Consider the following 16,031-nt stretch of genomic DNA (forward strand, 5'->3'; position numbering starts at 1 on the left):
TTTATTAAATTTTATCTGATTATTAGTTTTTTATTTATTTTTCAGAATATAGGTTTGCTTTTCCTTCTGAACTTCCAGTCCAAGAATAAATGCCAGTGCATCAATATTTTCATCAGCATTTCCATTGGTAAAATCGGCAGTTATCTTCTTTTCTGCCACTTCTTTAGGATAAATAATATTGATGTTGTAATTTTTCTGCAAAACCTCAGCAACTTCTTTCAAACTGACATCATTAAAGCTTAAAGACAATAAAGCCGGCAATGTTTTATTCAACTTATTCTCTCTTTTAAATGAAATCACTGCGGCAGTACGGGCTACTCCGAAATTGGTCCATTTCTGATGAGGTTTCAAAAAAGTTATTGGAGTTCCTGCGTAAGAAACTGCGACTTTTCCTTCATAAAGATCTACCGCTTTATTGTTTCCGGTTTGGGTAATTTTAAAAACAGTTCCCAACACTTTGGTACTGAAACCATCTGCATGAACGATAAAAGGATGTTTTTTAGATTTTGCCACAGAGAAAACTGCATCTCCTTTCAAATTCACCACTCTGGTGTCTGCCGGAAAAGATTTTTCAACAGTAAGCTCCGCACCGGGAAATAATGTCACCACCGAACCATCTGCCAAGTGAACTTTTTGATTTGCATATTCGGCAAAATATACATCCGGCTTAAAGAAAGTATTATAACTAAAAACTCCTCCTAAAGTAAAAAGAAGCAATATAGCGGCTGCGATTTGGTAAAAATACTTTCTAAAGCCGTTAGAATGATATGTAATAGCTGTTTGGTTAAAATAAGGTTCCAGAGAAAACAAGACTCTCTCTTTAGATTCTTTTATATGATTCGCATCCAGATTTTTTTCTATACTGATTTTCAATTGATTTAGAAGATCGGTTTCTTTTTCTGAAATTTTTTCTTCAGAAACTTCTCTTTCCCAAAGTTTGAAAACAAATGCCTGAATATCTTTATATTTTAAGTTTTTCATAAATGACTTAGTATACGTTCGCCGTTACATCTATAAAACAGAGAAAAAGAAAAACTTCCCCAGCCTTTATTTAACATTGTATTCACATTAGAATCAACTTGTTAATATTTTGGGCAGTTTTCGACGATTTCTAAACATTTACGTCATAATTTGTCCCCGATTTTCAGAAATAATTAATGTTGAATTCCTTAAAGTTCACAAAAAGTTAATTTTCCTTTAGGTAATTTTGCATCAATGAAACAGACAGATCACAAACTATTGAAAAAAATAAAAACAGGAGACCGACCTGCTTTTATGAAACTATACGAAAGGTATTGGGATGATTTGTACCGCTTTGTTTTTGTAAAGACCCGAGACAAAGAACTGGCAGAGGAATTATTGCAGAATCTCTGGATAAAGGTTCTGGAAAACACAGAAAGTATTCAAACCGACGAAAACGAAAGCGCAAAAGGCTATTTTCTAAAGCACCTTCATTTCAGAGTTATCGATTATTTTAACAGTCAGAAAAAAGAATTATCGACAATAAGTATCGATGAATCTGAAACTTCTATCGATATTACCGATACAGAATATTTTGAAATTCTTGAAGAGCATGAAATTTCCGCTTTATTTTCTATGATTGATGAGGTTGTCTCAAATTTACCTATCACTGAACAGAAAGTGTATGACATGAGAATCCGCCAAAATAAGTCTGTTGATGAAACAGCCGAAGCTTTAGGTTTAAGCAATAAAACGGTAAGTAACAAACTCAGCAAAGCGATCGGTGAAATCCGTGAACAGCTGAATCCTGAATATCAGTCTTCCAAGAAATTTGTTTCTGTTATGGTTTTAATGGATATTTTATTAAGACATTAGTTTACAACCCATTTTTCAGGATTTTTAATAATTCTGTTTGTTGAATTACATCATTTTTGCTGTTAATTAAATTATAATTTGCCTGAAGCCAATTGTTTCTCACAATAAAAAAAGTATACGCATCCATTAGACCTTCTTTGTATTTCTCTTCAGATTTTTGAAATGAAAGTCTCTGATTTTCAAAGTTTAATTCTAAAAGATGATATTTTTCCTGCGCATTGGTAAATTGTGCTTTAATCGAATTAATGGTCTTTGTAAGATCATTAATAATTAATTCCTTATCGTAATTTGAATTGATGACATTCAATTTTGCAATCTCTACATTATTTTTGATCTGAAACTGATTAAAAATCGGAATGGAAAGTCCAAAAAACACAGATTGGTTTTTATTCTGAACAAACTGATCCGAAAAATTAATCCCTGACACATTATCTTTTCCTAAAGATTTATTGTAAAAAGTTGACCAGCTGTAATTTCCGTTAAGCGTCGGCAAATAACTGGATCTTTCAATAGAAACTCTTTTCTGCTGTGCATTGATTTCTGCAACAATTGCTTTATAGGACGGATTATTTTGCACCAATTTATTTGTAAAATCAGAATCTGAGAAATCTCCTTCCGATAAAATCTCTTCATTATTCATGATAAAATCTATAGAATCTTCCGTAATATTTAATGCATTATAAAGGTTAATTTTTGCCAAATCACGTTGATTTTTTGCTGAAACCCACTGTTCCTGTAGCGTTCCTAAATTTGCTTTAATATCGTAAATATCACTTTTTGAGCGACTTCCAATTTCGACTTCTTTTTCAGTTCGTTTAATCTGATCTTCAATTCCGGCAATTTGCGTTTCCAGAACATCCAGCCAGCTTTTACTGTTCTGATACACAAAAAATGTTTGAATCACATTCAATTGCACTTCATTTTGAGCTTGCTTAAGTTTATAAATATTTGTATTTCTATTAAGTTTCGACAATGAAATATTCAAATAATTTCTCCAATTGAATAACTGAATATTTGCCTGTGCAATCAACTGATCATACTGGGTATTCAAAGCTTCCCTCTGATTATTCGACTGATTGATAGATGATCCGAAACTATAACTGTGATTAACCGCAGCCTCCACAGAAGGAAGTAAAATCCCTTTTGAGGCCGCAATCTGTCGGTCATTTTTCTGAATATTTACCGTTGCCTGTTTTACCAACGGATGATTTTTAGAAGCATAATCAATACATTCTTTGAGTGTCCAACTCTGTTGAGCCTGAAATAGATTTATTATTAGAATGAAGAATATTTTTTTCATTGGAAAATTTTACTTTAATGATGTTAAAACCACCCCGTCAAAAATTCTATAGAATTTTCGCCACCCCTCCAAAGGGAGGAGAATTTTATTTTTCTTATGGATTTCTCTTTAGTTTTTCGTCTCAAACTTTTGGACTATTCATACTTAAAGTATTTTACAAGATTCATTTTTGTTGCTTTATATGCTTTGATGCTGACCACCGAAAATGTCAAAATCAATAATAAAATCATACTCAGAATAAATGGAAAAATTGGCATATCAATTCTATAAGCAAAATCCTTGAGCCATTCATTCATCGCATAATATCCGAAAGGAAAACTTACTAAAACTGCAAGAATACAGATGATCAGGAATTTTTTAGTCAAATCCCAAATAATTGTTCTTTCGTCTGCTCCTAATGTTTTTTTAATGGCAACATCTTTCAGTTTTTGATCAATAACAAGTGACGACAATGCAAATAATCCCAATAATGCAATCACTAAAACTACCACATTCAATGTTGTAAAAAGCATTTGCTGCTTCTGGAATTTCTCGAAAGTTTTGGCAAATCTTTTATCTACAAATTCATAATCGAAAGGATAACCGGGTTCTGCTTTTGTAACCCAAAATTCTTTGATCTGTTCTAAAGTTCCCTTAATATCACTTCCTGAAAGTTTAATCTGAAGATTACTCATATTTCCTTTCGACCAATTTCTATCGTAATTAAAAAACAACATCGGCTCTACAGGCTTGTCTACTCCATTCACATAAAAATCTTTGATAATACCGAGAATTTTATATTTTCTCTTTTTCTCTTCCCAGCCCGGATATACTTCTTTTCCCAAAGCATTTTGATGATTCCAGCCCATTTTCTTAATAAAAGCTTCATTAGCAACAGCCCCGGAAATCGTATCGGAAGCTCTGTTCCAATCCAAATCTCTTCCTGAAGCAAATTTTATATTGTAAAAATCAAAATAATTACGATCAATAGCACCGTTTATCACATTTTTTAATACTTGTAAAGTATCTGTTGCTTTTTTTACTGTTGAAGAATTTACAAACCCACTTCCAATGGAAATTACCGAGCCTGTAACGGATTCTACGCCTGAAATTTTTGCAACTTCAGCTTTAAGACGAAGATATTTTTTGAGATTATAATTGTTTTCCCAATCTGTTTTTTTGAAATTAATCTGAATTACCTGATCTCCTTTAAAGCCTAACTCTTTATTCAACATCAGCTTTACCTGAGAATGAATAATCAGCGAACAAATAATGAAAAACGAAGAAATAACCAATTGCAGCGTGAGAATAGAATTTCGCAGCCAAACCCCATTTTTACTTCTTGAAAAATTACCTTTCAATGTATTAATCGGTTTAAAATTTGAAAGATAAAATGCCGGAATAATTCCCGAAAGAAAAGCAAAAATCAATAATAAAATTCCGGAGTAAAGAAAAACTCTGCCATCAGAAAGTTTTATCTCTTTTCCTAAAAATGTATTGAACGTTGGTAAAAGCAGTTCAACGGCTGCTAATGCCAAAATATAAGCGACAATACAAATAATTAAATTTTCTAATAAAAACTGAATGATAATTTTCGTTCTTGAACTTCCAATTACTTTTCTCACCCCAATTTCTTTAGCTCTCTGAGATGCCTGTGCTGTTCTCAGATTAATCAGATTAATTCCTGAAAGTAATAAAATCAAAGCAGAAAGTCCAAGTAAAATCATAATCGATTTTTTATCGCCTTTTGAAATTCCTTCGCTTTTTGCATCCAGTTTCATTTTTGCAATGGGTGTAAGATGAACTTTCATCTTATTTTTTTCTTCATATTTTTCACCCCATTTTTCTGCAGAAATTTTCTCATGTGCAGAAACCAGATCCGACATTTTCTTTTCCAGATCCTGAACATTTGTTCCCGGTTTTAATATAAAATATCCAACATAGGAATAATTCGTCCAGCTTTTTTTACTTTCTTCCGAAGAAGGATGCCTCATGACAAATCCCGGTTTGTAAACCGAATTTACTTCCGGAATTTGATAAACAGCAGTAATAACATAGCTTTTATCATCAGAATCATCCATTTTAATCAGCTTTCCAATACAATCTTTGTATTCATCACCGAAAAGTCCTTTTGCAGTTTCCTCAGAAAGAGCAATTTTATTGTTTTCACTGATCGCATTTTTGTAGCTTCCAGCAACTTTCTTGAAAGGAAAAAAATCAAAAAATGAATCTGAAACTCTCGCATTGGAGGTGAAAACAGAATTATTTCCCGAAGAAAGTTTTACTTTGTAATCTTCCCAACTGTTAGCAATTGTATAATCTTCTATTTCAGGAAACTTTTCCTTTGAAACAGCCAATTCGGGATAGCTGGAAACGATCATTGTTCCGAATGAAGGATTTCCTGTTTCTACCAAATAAATATTCTCATTATTCGGAATCCAGTTTTCATAAGATTTTTCGTCCTGCCAATGAATAAAAATCAATAAAAACACACACAAACCAACACTTAACCCCAACACATTGATAAGAGTGGAAAGCCAGTTTTTTTTATAATTGATGAAGGCAATTTTGAGCCAGTTTTTTAACATGATTTCTAGTTTTTAGTTTCTAATGTTTAGTGTTTTGTTAATACTGAACACTAAAATTTACTCATATTTCAGATATTTTACCAGATTCACTTTTGTTGCCTGGTAGGCTTTAATGCTTACAACAACGAACGTTAAAATCAATAATAAAATCAAACTCAAAACGAATGGGAAAACCGGCATATCGATTCGGTAAGCAAAATCCTTCAGCCATTCATTCATCAGATAATAACTAATCGGAATACTGATTAATACAGCAATTAAAGTGATCCAAAGAAATTGTTTCGTCAAACCGAAAATCAATGTTCCATCAGATGCGCCGAGCGTTTTTCTTATAGCAACGTCTTTCAGCTTTTGTTCAATCATTAAGGATGACAAAGCGAATAATCCTAACAATGCTACGATTAAAACCATTGCATTCAGAATCGTGAAAAGAGTCTGCTGCTTCTGATACGTTTCAAATGTTTTTGCAAATTGTTTATCTATGAAATAAGAATTGAGAGGATAACCCGGTTCTACTTTGTTCATCCAGTAATTTTTAAGCCTTTTGACAGTTCCGTCGATGTCATCTGCTTTTAATTTTAATTGAATATTTCTTACCCCAAATCTTTTCCAGCTTGTCTCTTTATAATGAAAAAATATCATGGGTTCAACTTCACTTTTCAGACTTCTGATGTTGAAATCCTTTACAATTCCAACAATATGGTATGGTTTATCATCAAATCCGGGTCTGATTTCTCTTTTCATTGCCTGATCATCCGTCCAGCCAAACTTTCTCACAAACGCTTCATTAACCAATGCATTATCAATAGTATCTGAGGATAATTTCGGATTCAACCAACGTCCTTTATGGAGTTTAACACCCATAAATTGAAGATAATTATAATCCATAGAACCGTGGCGCCCCTGAATACTCGTATCCATATAATCCATATTGGAACTGCTCTGATTGCCTGTTCCGGGTGGCGCTTCGGAAAACGAAATACTTTCAACTCCGGGAATTTTTGCCATTTCGGTTTTCAGTCTTTCATATTTTAACCATGGTTTTGTATTGCCATAATCACCAAAGTCAATTTGATAAATCTGATTTCCATTGAAACCTAAATCTTTGTTCATCATATATTTAACCTGTTGATTGATAATCAATCCACCGATAATAAAGAATGAAGAAATAATCAATTGTAAGGTCAAAATTCCGTTTCGAAGCCAAATGCCGTGTCTGCTTCTTGCGAAATTACCTTTCAAAGTTTCGATTGCTTTGAAATTGGCGAGATAAGTTGCCGGAATTAATCCCGAAACCAATGTTACCACCACAACCATCAGGAATGAATAAAAGTAAATATGCCAGTCGCTCATCACAATTTCCTTATTGTAAAACTTGTTGAAGTCCGGCAAAAGAATTTCAGTTAATGCCAACGATAAGATGTAAGAGATGAAACAAATCAGAAATGTTTCCAATAAAAACTGAACAATTAAATTATATTTAGTACTTCCAATTGCTTTTCTCACGCCGATTTCTTTAGCACGCTGAGAAGCCTGAGCCGTTTTTAAATTAATAAAATTGATGGCTGATAAAATCACAATCAATACTGAAAGTGTAAACAAAATGATTATTGATTTAAAGTCCGGTTTACCGAACCATGTAGATTCTGCGTGCAGTTTTATTTTGTCAAGCGGCGTAAATAAACTTCCTGCCGGACCGTATAATTCCAGATATTTTTCAACGGTAACACCAGAAGGCTTAGCATTAATTTTTGCTCTGTATTCAAAAATATCTTTATAAAACTTTTGTTGTAAAACTTTTTGATCTGTCCCGGATTTCAGCAAAAAGAAACATGCATAATTGAAGTTTCCCCACATTTCTTTATCATTTTTAATTTGTTCATAAGGTAAAATGATAAACTCAGGCTTCATCTGGCTGTTTTCTTTTGGCAATTCGTACACCGCCGTTACTACAAAATTATTATTATCAAATTTTATATTTTCTCCTGCTACATCGGTTCTGCCAAATAAATTCTTAGCTGCCTTTGTCGAGATTGCAATCGTATTTCCCCCTTTCAGTGCATTTTTATAACTTCCGGAAACTAATTGAAAAGGAAATAAATTGAAAAAGTTTTCAGATACAGTCATTCCATCCTGTTGAAAGACTGTCTTTTTCTTTGTCGTCATTTTATAACCCAGTCCCGAACCGTTGATTAAAACATAATCCTGAACTTCAGGAATCAATTTTAAGGCACGATCTGCAAACGGAATAGAAATAGCGGCTCCGTAAACATTGTCTTTTTTATTATACGTCTGGAAATAATAAATATTATCTTTTTTCGGATTCCATTTTTCGTAGGATTCTTCGTCATTCCAATGCATCAGGATGAGCATAAATCCGGTCAGTCCAATCGTCAATCCAAATAGATTAATGATAGTGGAAAGCCAGTTTTTTTTATAATTAATGAAAGCGATTTTGAGCCAATTATTGAGCATAGTTAATGGTTCTTGTTTGATAGTTGTTAATTAATGATTGATAGTTTTTTAAATCGGAAGGCTTAGAATAATGATTCTACAGTTGATTCTCTATCAACTGGCAACCGACAACAATCAACCAGGTTTTTACTCAAAGTTTTTGACATCTGCTTTTTCGAAAACATCTTTTCTTTGTTCAGCATGTTGTTCCGAGAAAATCTCACCATCTTTCATATTCACAATTCTAGAAGCATAACCCGCATCGTATGAAGAGTGCGTAACCATCGCAATCGTAGAACCTTCCCTGTGAAGTTCAGCCAGAAGATTCATTACTTCATTTCCATTGGAACTGTCTAGATTTCCTGTCGGTTCATCAGCAAGAATCAGTTTTGGTTTTGTAACTAATGCCCTTGCAACCGCTGCTCTTTGCTGCTGCCCCCCCGAAAGCTGCTGTGGATAATGCTTTGCTCTGTGAGAAATATTGATTTTCTCCATAATTTCCTCCACTCGTTTTTTTCTTTCGGAAGAAGAGATTCCATTGTAAATTAAAGGCAATTCAATATTTTCATACACTGTTAATTCATCAATCAGGTTAAAATTCTGGAAAATAAAACCAATATTTTTCTTTCTGATGTCTGATTTTTTCTTCTCAGAAATTCCTATCGTTTCAGTAGATTCAAATTGATAAGAACCTGAAGAAGCACTGTCTAACAATCCGAGAATATTAAGAAAAGTAGATTTTCCGCAGCCCGAAGGTCCCATTATCACTACGAATTCTCCTTCTTTAATATGCAAGCTTACATTATTAAGTGCATTGGTCTGAACGTCTTCAGTTTTATATATTTTGGAAAGATTTTGAATATTTATCATTGTAATGTTGTTTAGAGTATATTGTTTTTAAATTTAAATTAGAGTTTTCATATGTGAGTATTTATTTTTTAATATCTAAAATTTCATACTTTTTAATTTCGGAATAATCTGAAGTAATCACCGATTCTCCTTGTTTCAGCCCGGAAACCACTTCATAATACAAAGGATTTTCTCTTCCCAGACTGATGTTTCTTTTTTCGGCTTTATTGCCTTTCACTACGAAAATCCATTTTCCGTTGGTGTCTTTATAAAAATTCCCTTTCGGAATCATCGTTTCCTGTTTGTCCTCAGATAATTTCAGTTTCACTCCAAAGGTCATCCCTATTTTTAGACTTTCTATTTTCGCATCAATAAAATTAAGTTCAACAGAAAACTGTCCGTCTTTCACTTCAGGAAGAATTTTTGTAATCATCACCTGATATTCTTTTCCGTTGTTTTCCAGGCTTCCTTTGATACCGTTCGTTAATTTATTGATATAATATTCGTCCACTTTTGCCACCAGTTTGTAACCGCCCATCAAGTCGATTTTGCCAATACTTTCTCCCGTTGTAAGGTTCTGCCCCAACGAGATATTGAATGAAGACAATCTACCGGAAGCAGGCGACATAATAAGAAAATTATTTTTGTTGGTACGAAGAATATTCAAACTTTTTTCCATCTGATTAATAGAATTGTTAATGGCTGCAAACTGAGCACTTCTTGAAGTTCTTTCATTTTTGGATCCATTTTCAACAATTTGCTTTCTTTGTTTCTGATAATTCAGATTTTGAAATGCAATATCATAATCAGTTTTCTTTCCGATTTCTGCATCGTATAGTCTTTTCTGAAGATTAAAAGTTTGTAAAGCAGTGTTATACTCATTTTGAGCTTGCAGTACTTCTTTATCCTGATTAAATTCCTGGTTTTTAAGCTCCAGAAGCGAACTTCTCATCTGGCTGACTTGCTGCATAATTCCCGTTTCCTGATTCAGATAATTGAATTCCGTATTCGGATTGTAAACCTGTGCGATGGGTTGCCCCTTCGTTACCATTTCCCCGTCTTCGGCAAAAACTTCCTTTACTGCACCGCCCTCCAAAACATTCACCAAAGAGGAATTAAGAGATTGTGTTTGTGCTGTTACCATCAGCATATCTTCAAATTTACCTTTTGTAACTTCATCTATTGTAATATCTTCCAATTTTACATTATACGTTTTTTTCTGATTGAAAAAATACCATCCGAACACCGAAACTGCCGCCGCAGAAACCAAGATGATTGCTATAAATTTTAATTTAGATTTCTTTTTTACTATTTTCGTATCCATATTTTAGATAACCATTTTACTTACAGATAATTACACAATATAAATGCCGCAGTTTTATAATCCTGTAACTCTCTGAAAATGTGATTCGATTTTAATTTATTAATTTTAAAACTGTTCATTATCGGACACTTTTTGTACGAAAACGAACAAATTTAGTTGAGGGTTGTCGAATGTTTGTTGCTTTGAAATATAACTATCAACTAAAATTGTCACTTGACAACCAAATAAAAGAAATGCGAAAAAAAGAAGCTCATATTTTAATTGTTGATGATGACGAAGATATTTTATTTTCGGCAAGAGTCTGGCTCAAAAAGTTTTTTACGGAAGTCAGCTGTCTCAGTCAGCCCAAAAATATTCTGAAATTTTTATCGGAAAAGCAAGTTGATGCCGTTATTTTGGACATGAATTTCCGAAAAGGTTTTGAAAACGGACAAGACGGATTGTATTGGATGAAAGAGATCAAAACGCTGGAACCTCAGCTTCCAATTATTCTGATGACCGCTTACGGTGAAGTAGAATTGGCAGTTGAGGCATTGAAAAACGGTGCTTCCGATTTTATTCTGAAACCTTGGAATAACGAAAAACTTTACGCTTCTGTAAATCTTGCAGTCGATATTTCCCGAAAAAACAAAAAATTAAATCAATGGGAAAATGTAAGCATCAAAACCAATCAATATCAGTTAGGAACAAAATCTCCTGCGATGCGGGAAATAATGGATCAAATTGAAAAAGTTGCCGCGACCGATGCTAATGTATTACTTTTGGGAGAAAACGGAACGGGAAAATATGTTTTGGCAGAACATATTCACGAGTTGTCGGAAAGAAAAAACCAACCTTTTGTGCATATAGATTTGGGAAGTCTTTCTGAGAATCTTTTTGAAGCAGAATTATTCGGATATAAAAAAGGAGCGTTTACCGATGCTCATCAGGATTATGCAGGAAAAATAGAAAATGCAGAAAATGGAACGGTTTTCCTTGATGAAATTGGAAATCTGCCACTTCATCTTCAAACCAAGTTATTAAGTTTAATTCAGAACAGAAAATTATCAAGAATCGGAGAAAGTAAAGAACGATTATTGGATGTGAGATTTATTTTTGCAACCAACGAAAATCTTAAAAAAGCCGTTGCAGAAAACCGCTTTAGAAAAGATTTGTATTACAGAATCAATACGGTTGAATTACAGATTCCAAGTTTACGAGAACGGATTGAAGATATTTCAAATTTAGCCCATTATTTTTTAGAAAAATACAGGCAGAAATATCACAAGCCTGATTTGGCTTTGAATGACATTTTAATTTCAGAATTAACAAATTATTCGTGGCCGGGAAATATCCGTGAGCTTGATCATTGCATAGAAAGAAGTGTGATTCTTTCTCATGAGAAAAACCTTAAATTGCTGATGCCTCAGGACGAAGAAATGGAAAATACAATTGTAAATCTGAACATCGAAGAAATGGAAGAAATTCTGATAAAAAAGGCATTGAAAAAACATCGTGGAAATATTTCGCTCGCTGCAGAAGATTTAGGATTATCAAGAGCAGCTTTGTACAGAAGAATGGAGAAATTTGATCTGTAAAAAATGAAAAAACAACAAATATTCTGGTTAATCTTTATTATTCTGGCGATTTTCAGCGGAATTTTTGCGTTTGATTTTTACTCACAGAATAAATGGATTAATTTTTTCCTATTTGCATTGATGAGTCTCATTTTCATTGTTTTAGCAAAAAATTCTGCTTTGTCTTATGTTCAGAAAACAGAAAAACTGCTTTTGGCGATTCAGAAAAAAGATTTTTCATTATTTCCGAAAACCGAAGAAAACAGTTTAGTCAACAGTGCAGTAAAACTTTATTATCAAAGCAAAGAAGAACATCTTTCTTTATCTTCTTATAAACTTTTGTATGAAGAAATTTTGAATCAACTGGAAATCGGATTGATGATTTTATCTGAAAAGGACAATCACTGGGAAGTTTTTTATGTAAATCCTGTTTTCTTGGAAATTCTGCAAATTCCAAAATATAATTCCTGGGAGCTTTACGAAAATAAATCGCCAGGCTTTTACAAGATCATCCAACAAACCAATTACGAGAATTCTCAGGAGTTTTTTGATATTTCAATTAATGAAAATACCAAACAATCGTTTTCTTTAAGGACTAAAAAAGTTCAGAATGTAAAAAATCGGTTCTGTATCATCAGTCTTGAATCTGTTCAGAAAATTATCGAGCAAAAAGAAAAACTCGCATGGAATAATCTGATGAAGGTAATTTCTCATGAACTTCTGAACACATTAACACCGGTAAATAGTTTAATTCAAAATCTGGAATATATTGCCAATCAGGAAATTATTGAGAAAGAAGATCAACAGGATATGAAAGAAAGTCTAATGATTATCAATTCAAAATCGAAGCAATTACTGAATTTTGTTGATGATTACCGACAGGTTGCAGAGTTGCCAAAACCTGCTTTCAAGAATATTTCGCTAACTGATATTGTAGAATCTGCGCTCGATTTCCTTAAACCTGAATTTGAAAAAAATCAAATCATAATTATTAATTCATTGGAAAATCACATGATTTCTGCCGATGAAAAAATGATTGAGCGCTGTCTGATTAATCTTTACCTGAATGCAATTTTTGCTGTTTCAGACACTCTGGAAAAAACAATTAAAACTGAAATTAAAACATTTAACAAACGTATTGTTCTAAGCATTGAGGACAATGGAATCGGAATTCAAAAGGAAATTCAGGATAAGATTTTCCTGCCATTTTTCACGACAAGAAGCGGCGGTTCCGGAATTGGTTTAACACTCAGCAAAAGTATTATTGAAGCACATAAAGGTTACGTTAATTATAAATCTTTGGAACAGGGAAGCCGCTTTGAAATTTGGTTTTTGAGTTAACAACAACTCCTTTTTTATCTAAACTCTGTAAGTTTTTCATTTCCTAAATCATATTGGTAGATTTTATGATTTTCAACATCAATATAAATCCATTGTATGATGGTAAAACGATGTTCAAACTCACGACCAACGCCTAACACAATGTAAGCACGGTTATCTTTAGTTCGCTCTTCAATAGAATATTCGATTTGTTCTTTGTTTTTGATAGCTTGCTGAATCAACGGATTTCTCGAATTTGCAATATAATATTCTGCTAACAGGTATAATTTATCCAGATAATCTCCCGAAAAACTTTCTCCGTCCCAATGATATTTGAGTTCTTTTTTATACTCTTTTCTAAATTTTGATACTTTTCCGTCTTTGATTTTCTTTACTGAAATAATCCATTTTGCAATTTCCGGCGTTTCTCCGTCTCCCGCAATATAAATGGTATCATTTTTCCAGTTAATTTGTATCTGATCGCCTTTTAAAAGGCTTCTATCTTCATTTTTATCATTAATAAAACCATACAAATCTTTGTTTTTATTCGCATTCAATATCATGTAATCTCCATCATCATTGTAAGAATCAAATTCAAAAATATCCTGATGGATTCGCTGTTTTTTTTGAACTGTATCTATTTTTACACTTCCTGCAACAAGCGAATCGTGAGCAATTTCATTTTTTGCAGCAATCTTTTTCTCTTTGCAGGCTAACAAGATAAAAGGAAGTAAAAAAACTTTATAAAACAATATTTTTCTCATGATTTAATTTTCAATTTTATGTTTTAGATTACCACTAATTTTTATTTTCAAATATAAAAATTCTTTGATGTCTTAAATGTTATAATTCTACAGAAAACTTATTACACTATTTTACTTTAACAGTACAATCTTCTTTTTCTTTATTCAAATGTGAAATAATTTATTTTTTTAAGTACATTTGTAGCCAATAATTTTTAAAATACAAGCAATGAAAAAAATCTTAACCTATTCCCTTTACAGCATTTTCTGCGGCACAACAAAGAAACGTTCATTAGTCATTAATTCATTAATTCAGGTTATCTAAACGGTAAAATAATAATCGGTAAGAAAAAATTAACATTTATTTTAAACTACAACACAATTTTATCCTATTTTCTTTGATTAGCAATTGATTTTTAAGTAATTATAATGTTTCATAACCGTGCTTTGCTTTGCATTGATATGCACAATATTGTATTGCATTTTATATAAATAATTAATATTCATACATTTATATTAAAATTCATCATTAAGTGACAATTCTTATCATACGCTAAACGCCGATGGATATTAAAAAAAATTGCTACTTTTGTGCAAAGAAATAAAAAATTGTTTTTTTAACGTTTTTATTGTTAATTTAGATAGACCAAATTATAAAACATTAAAAATCACCACATGAGAAAAATAATTCTACTACTTACATGCATGTTCGGTATTTCGGTTTTTTCACAGATCAAAGTATTGAAAAATGAAACTCTAGTGGAAATTGGTAAAGATAATTCTGTAGGTTTATACAAGAAGGACGATAAATTTACGATCAATTATCAGGATCTAAATACCGCAAACCTGAATACATTCCGTTCTTTTTCTTTTCAGAATTTAGATGGAGATGTTTCTGATCTTTATAATCTGATTGTCGGCGGTTTTGTTACTCCTCCCGAAGCGAATATTGTTTTGGAACTTCCCAATGATATTATTGAACTTCATTACGAAAAAAACTTCGGACAACCTACAATGCAGTTTATTCAATATATCAATAAGAATAAGAAATATGTAGGAAAATCACAGTTTCTGAATAAGAAACAGGTTGATAAAATTTTCGGAAAAGAAAACGGAAAAGCCGCATCTTACGAAAAGCCCGGTGCAATGAATAATAATCAGCCGAAACAACAGGTAAACAGTGCTGCTGCTTCATCACATGGAAACAGTAAGAACAAAAAACCCAGAAAATAAGTATATTTTTATATATTCACTCAACTCATTCTCACGAATGAGTTTTTTATTTTATTTTTGCAAAAAGATCATTATACATTATGTCTCTTCAAATAAATCATTTATCCAAAAAATTTGGTGAACAAACTGCTCTTAACGATATTAATATCACCATTAACAAAAACGAAATCATCGGACTTCTCGGACCCAACGGTGCGGGAAAATCTACGCTGATGAAATCTATCGTTGGAGCTTTAAAAATTGATGAAGGCGAAATTATTTTTAATGACAAAAATATTACAGAACACGAAATTGAAAGTAAAAAAAATATAGGTTTTCTTCCTGAAAACAATCCTTTGTATCTGGAAATGTTTGTAAAAGAATATCTTCAGTTTGTTGCTAATATTCATAAAATTCCACAGTCAAGAATAGATGAGGTGATAGAATTGGTTGGAATTACCCCTGAAAAATCAAAAAAAATCGGACAGCTTTCTAAAGGATATAAGCAAAGAATTGGGTTGGCTCAGGCCATTATCCATCAACCGGATTTGTTGATTTTAGATGAACCGACGAACGGTCTTGATCCGAATCAAATCATCGAAATCAGAAACGTTATCAAGGAAATCGGACAGGAAAAAACCGTTTTACTTTCCACACATATTATGCAGGAAGTAGAAGCGCTTTGTTCGCGTGTGATTCTTATTCATAAAGGGAATATTCTTCAGGATTGTCCTATTGATGAATTTAAAGGTAAGTTTGAAAGCTTGGAAGAAGCTTTTGCAAGTTATACTGCTTAAAAATAAAAAATCGCCCGAAAAAATTTCGGGCGATTTTTATTTAATTATATATCCGATTGGTGCAGTCAACATG

The 16,031-nt window shown here is 32.5% G+C and carries 12 protein-coding genes; 5 read left to right on the plus strand and 7 right to left on the minus strand.

What is annotated here, in order from left to right; all coding sequences use genetic code 11:
• Window positions 1-30 precede the first annotated feature (30 nt).
• Complete coding sequence (locus ASG22_RS18430; RefSeq protein WP_055987804.1) at window positions 31-981, minus strand: FecR family protein; 951 nt, start codon at window positions 979-981, stop codon at window positions 31-33.
• A 234-nt stretch (window positions 982-1,215) separates the two neighbouring features.
• Here ASG22_RS18430 and ASG22_RS18435 point away from each other — a divergent pair, with 234 nt between their 5' ends.
• Complete coding sequence (locus ASG22_RS18435; protein ID WP_055987806.1) at window positions 1,216-1,836, plus strand: RNA polymerase sigma factor; 621 nt, start codon at window positions 1,216-1,218, stop codon at window positions 1,834-1,836.
• Between the two features lies 1 nt (window position 1,837).
• On the opposite strand, the gene ASG22_RS18440 is transcribed toward ASG22_RS18435, so the two are convergent.
• The 5 genes from ASG22_RS18440 to ASG22_RS18460 all read right to left on the minus strand — a co-directional run bounded on the left by ASG22_RS18440 (window position 1,838) and on the right by ASG22_RS18460 (window position 10,330).
• On the minus strand, window positions 1,838-3,136 hold the full coding sequence (locus tag ASG22_RS18440) for a TolC family protein (RefSeq protein WP_055987808.1): 1,299 nt from the start codon (window positions 3,134-3,136) through the stop codon (window positions 1,838-1,840).
• A gap of 134 nt (window positions 3,137-3,270) precedes the next feature.
• Entirely contained in the window at window positions 3,271-5,703 is a 2,433-nt protein-coding gene (locus ASG22_RS18445) for an ABC transporter permease (RefSeq protein WP_055987809.1), read from the minus strand.
• A 57-nt stretch (window positions 5,704-5,760) separates the two neighbouring features.
• Window positions 5,761-8,178, minus strand: coding sequence for an ABC transporter permease (locus tag ASG22_RS18450; RefSeq protein WP_055987811.1), 2,418 nt, complete (start codon window positions 8,176-8,178; stop codon window positions 5,761-5,763).
• 126 nt (window positions 8,179-8,304) lie between these two features.
• Complete coding sequence (locus tag ASG22_RS18455; RefSeq protein ID WP_055987813.1) at window positions 8,305-9,027, minus strand: ABC transporter ATP-binding protein; 723 nt, start codon at window positions 9,025-9,027, stop codon at window positions 8,305-8,307.
• A 61-nt stretch (window positions 9,028-9,088) separates the two neighbouring features.
• Window positions 9,089-10,330, minus strand: coding sequence for an efflux RND transporter periplasmic adaptor subunit (locus tag ASG22_RS18460; RefSeq protein ID WP_055987815.1), 1,242 nt, complete (start codon window positions 10,328-10,330; stop codon window positions 9,089-9,091).
• Between the two features lie 233 nt (window positions 10,331-10,563).
• Between ASG22_RS18460 and ASG22_RS18465 the strand changes: the two genes are divergently transcribed.
• Window positions 10,564-11,907 (plus strand): sigma-54-dependent transcriptional regulator, encoded by a 1,344-nt coding sequence (locus ASG22_RS18465; protein WP_055987909.1) that lies wholly within the window; start codon window positions 10,564-10,566, stop codon window positions 11,905-11,907.
• Window positions 11,908-11,910: 3 nt separating this feature from the next.
• Window positions 11,911-13,227 carry a sensor histidine kinase gene (locus ASG22_RS18470; RefSeq protein ID WP_055987817.1) on the plus strand — a complete coding sequence of 439 codons (1,317 nt, stop codon included), beginning with the start codon at window positions 11,911-11,913 and terminating at the stop codon, window positions 13,225-13,227.
• A 14-nt stretch (window positions 13,228-13,241) separates the two neighbouring features.
• Here ASG22_RS18470 and ASG22_RS18475 read toward each other — a convergent pair whose 3' ends face one another.
• Window positions 13,242-13,970 carry a hypothetical protein gene (locus tag ASG22_RS18475; protein ID WP_055987820.1) on the minus strand — a complete coding sequence of 243 codons (729 nt, stop codon included), beginning with the start codon at window positions 13,968-13,970 and terminating at the stop codon, window positions 13,242-13,244.
• A 654-nt stretch (window positions 13,971-14,624) separates the two neighbouring features.
• Here ASG22_RS18475 and ASG22_RS18480 point away from each other — a divergent pair.
• The gene (locus ASG22_RS18480) at window positions 14,625-15,182 is read left to right on the plus strand and encodes a hypothetical protein (RefSeq protein WP_055987822.1); all 558 of its coding nucleotides are present in this window, start codon (window positions 14,625-14,627) and stop codon (window positions 15,180-15,182) included.
• Between the two features lie 80 nt (window positions 15,183-15,262).
• A complete protein-coding gene (locus ASG22_RS18485) occupies window positions 15,263-15,958 on the plus strand; it encodes an ABC transporter ATP-binding protein (protein ID WP_055987824.1) in 696 nt (231 codons plus the stop codon).
• Window positions 15,959-16,031 lie beyond the last annotated feature (73 nt).

Source organism: Chryseobacterium sp. Leaf405, assembly GCF_001425355.1.
Lineage (GTDB): Bacteria > Bacteroidota > Bacteroidia > Flavobacteriales > Weeksellaceae > Chryseobacterium.

Coding starts and splice junctions, on each gene's coding strand:
- ASG22_RS18440 (WP_055987808.1), bottom strand. CDS start 3,136: ATGAAAAAAATATTCTTCATTCTAATAATAAATCTATTTCAGGCTCAA.
- ASG22_RS18485 (WP_055987824.1), top strand. CDS start 15,263: ATGTCTCTTCAAATAAATCATTTATCCAAAAAATTTGGTGAACAAACT.
- ASG22_RS18460 (WP_055987815.1), bottom strand. CDS start 10,330: ATGGATACGAAAATAGTAAAAAAGAAATCTAAATTAAAATTTATAGCA.
- ASG22_RS18455 (WP_055987813.1), bottom strand. CDS start 9,027: ATGATAAATATTCAAAATCTTTCCAAAATATATAAAACTGAAGACGTT.
- ASG22_RS18480 (WP_055987822.1), top strand. CDS start 14,625: ATGAGAAAAATAATTCTACTACTTACATGCATGTTCGGTATTTCGGTT.
- ASG22_RS18430 (WP_055987804.1), bottom strand. CDS start 981: ATGAAAAACTTAAAATATAAAGATATTCAGGCATTTGTTTTCAAACTT.
- ASG22_RS18445 (WP_055987809.1), bottom strand. CDS start 5,703: ATGTTAAAAAACTGGCTCAAAATTGCCTTCATCAATTATAAAAAAAAC.
- ASG22_RS18475 (WP_055987820.1), bottom strand. CDS start 13,970: ATGAGAAAAATATTGTTTTATAAAGTTTTTTTACTTCCTTTTATCTTG.
- ASG22_RS18435 (WP_055987806.1), top strand. CDS start 1,216: ATGAAACAGACAGATCACAAACTATTGAAAAAAATAAAAACAGGAGAC.
- ASG22_RS18465 (WP_055987909.1), top strand. CDS start 10,564: ATGCGAAAAAAAGAAGCTCATATTTTAATTGTTGATGATGACGAAGAT.
- ASG22_RS18470 (WP_055987817.1), top strand. CDS start 11,911: ATGAAAAAACAACAAATATTCTGGTTAATCTTTATTATTCTGGCGATT.
- ASG22_RS18450 (WP_055987811.1), bottom strand. CDS start 8,178: ATGCTCAATAATTGGCTCAAAATCGCTTTCATTAATTATAAAAAAAAC.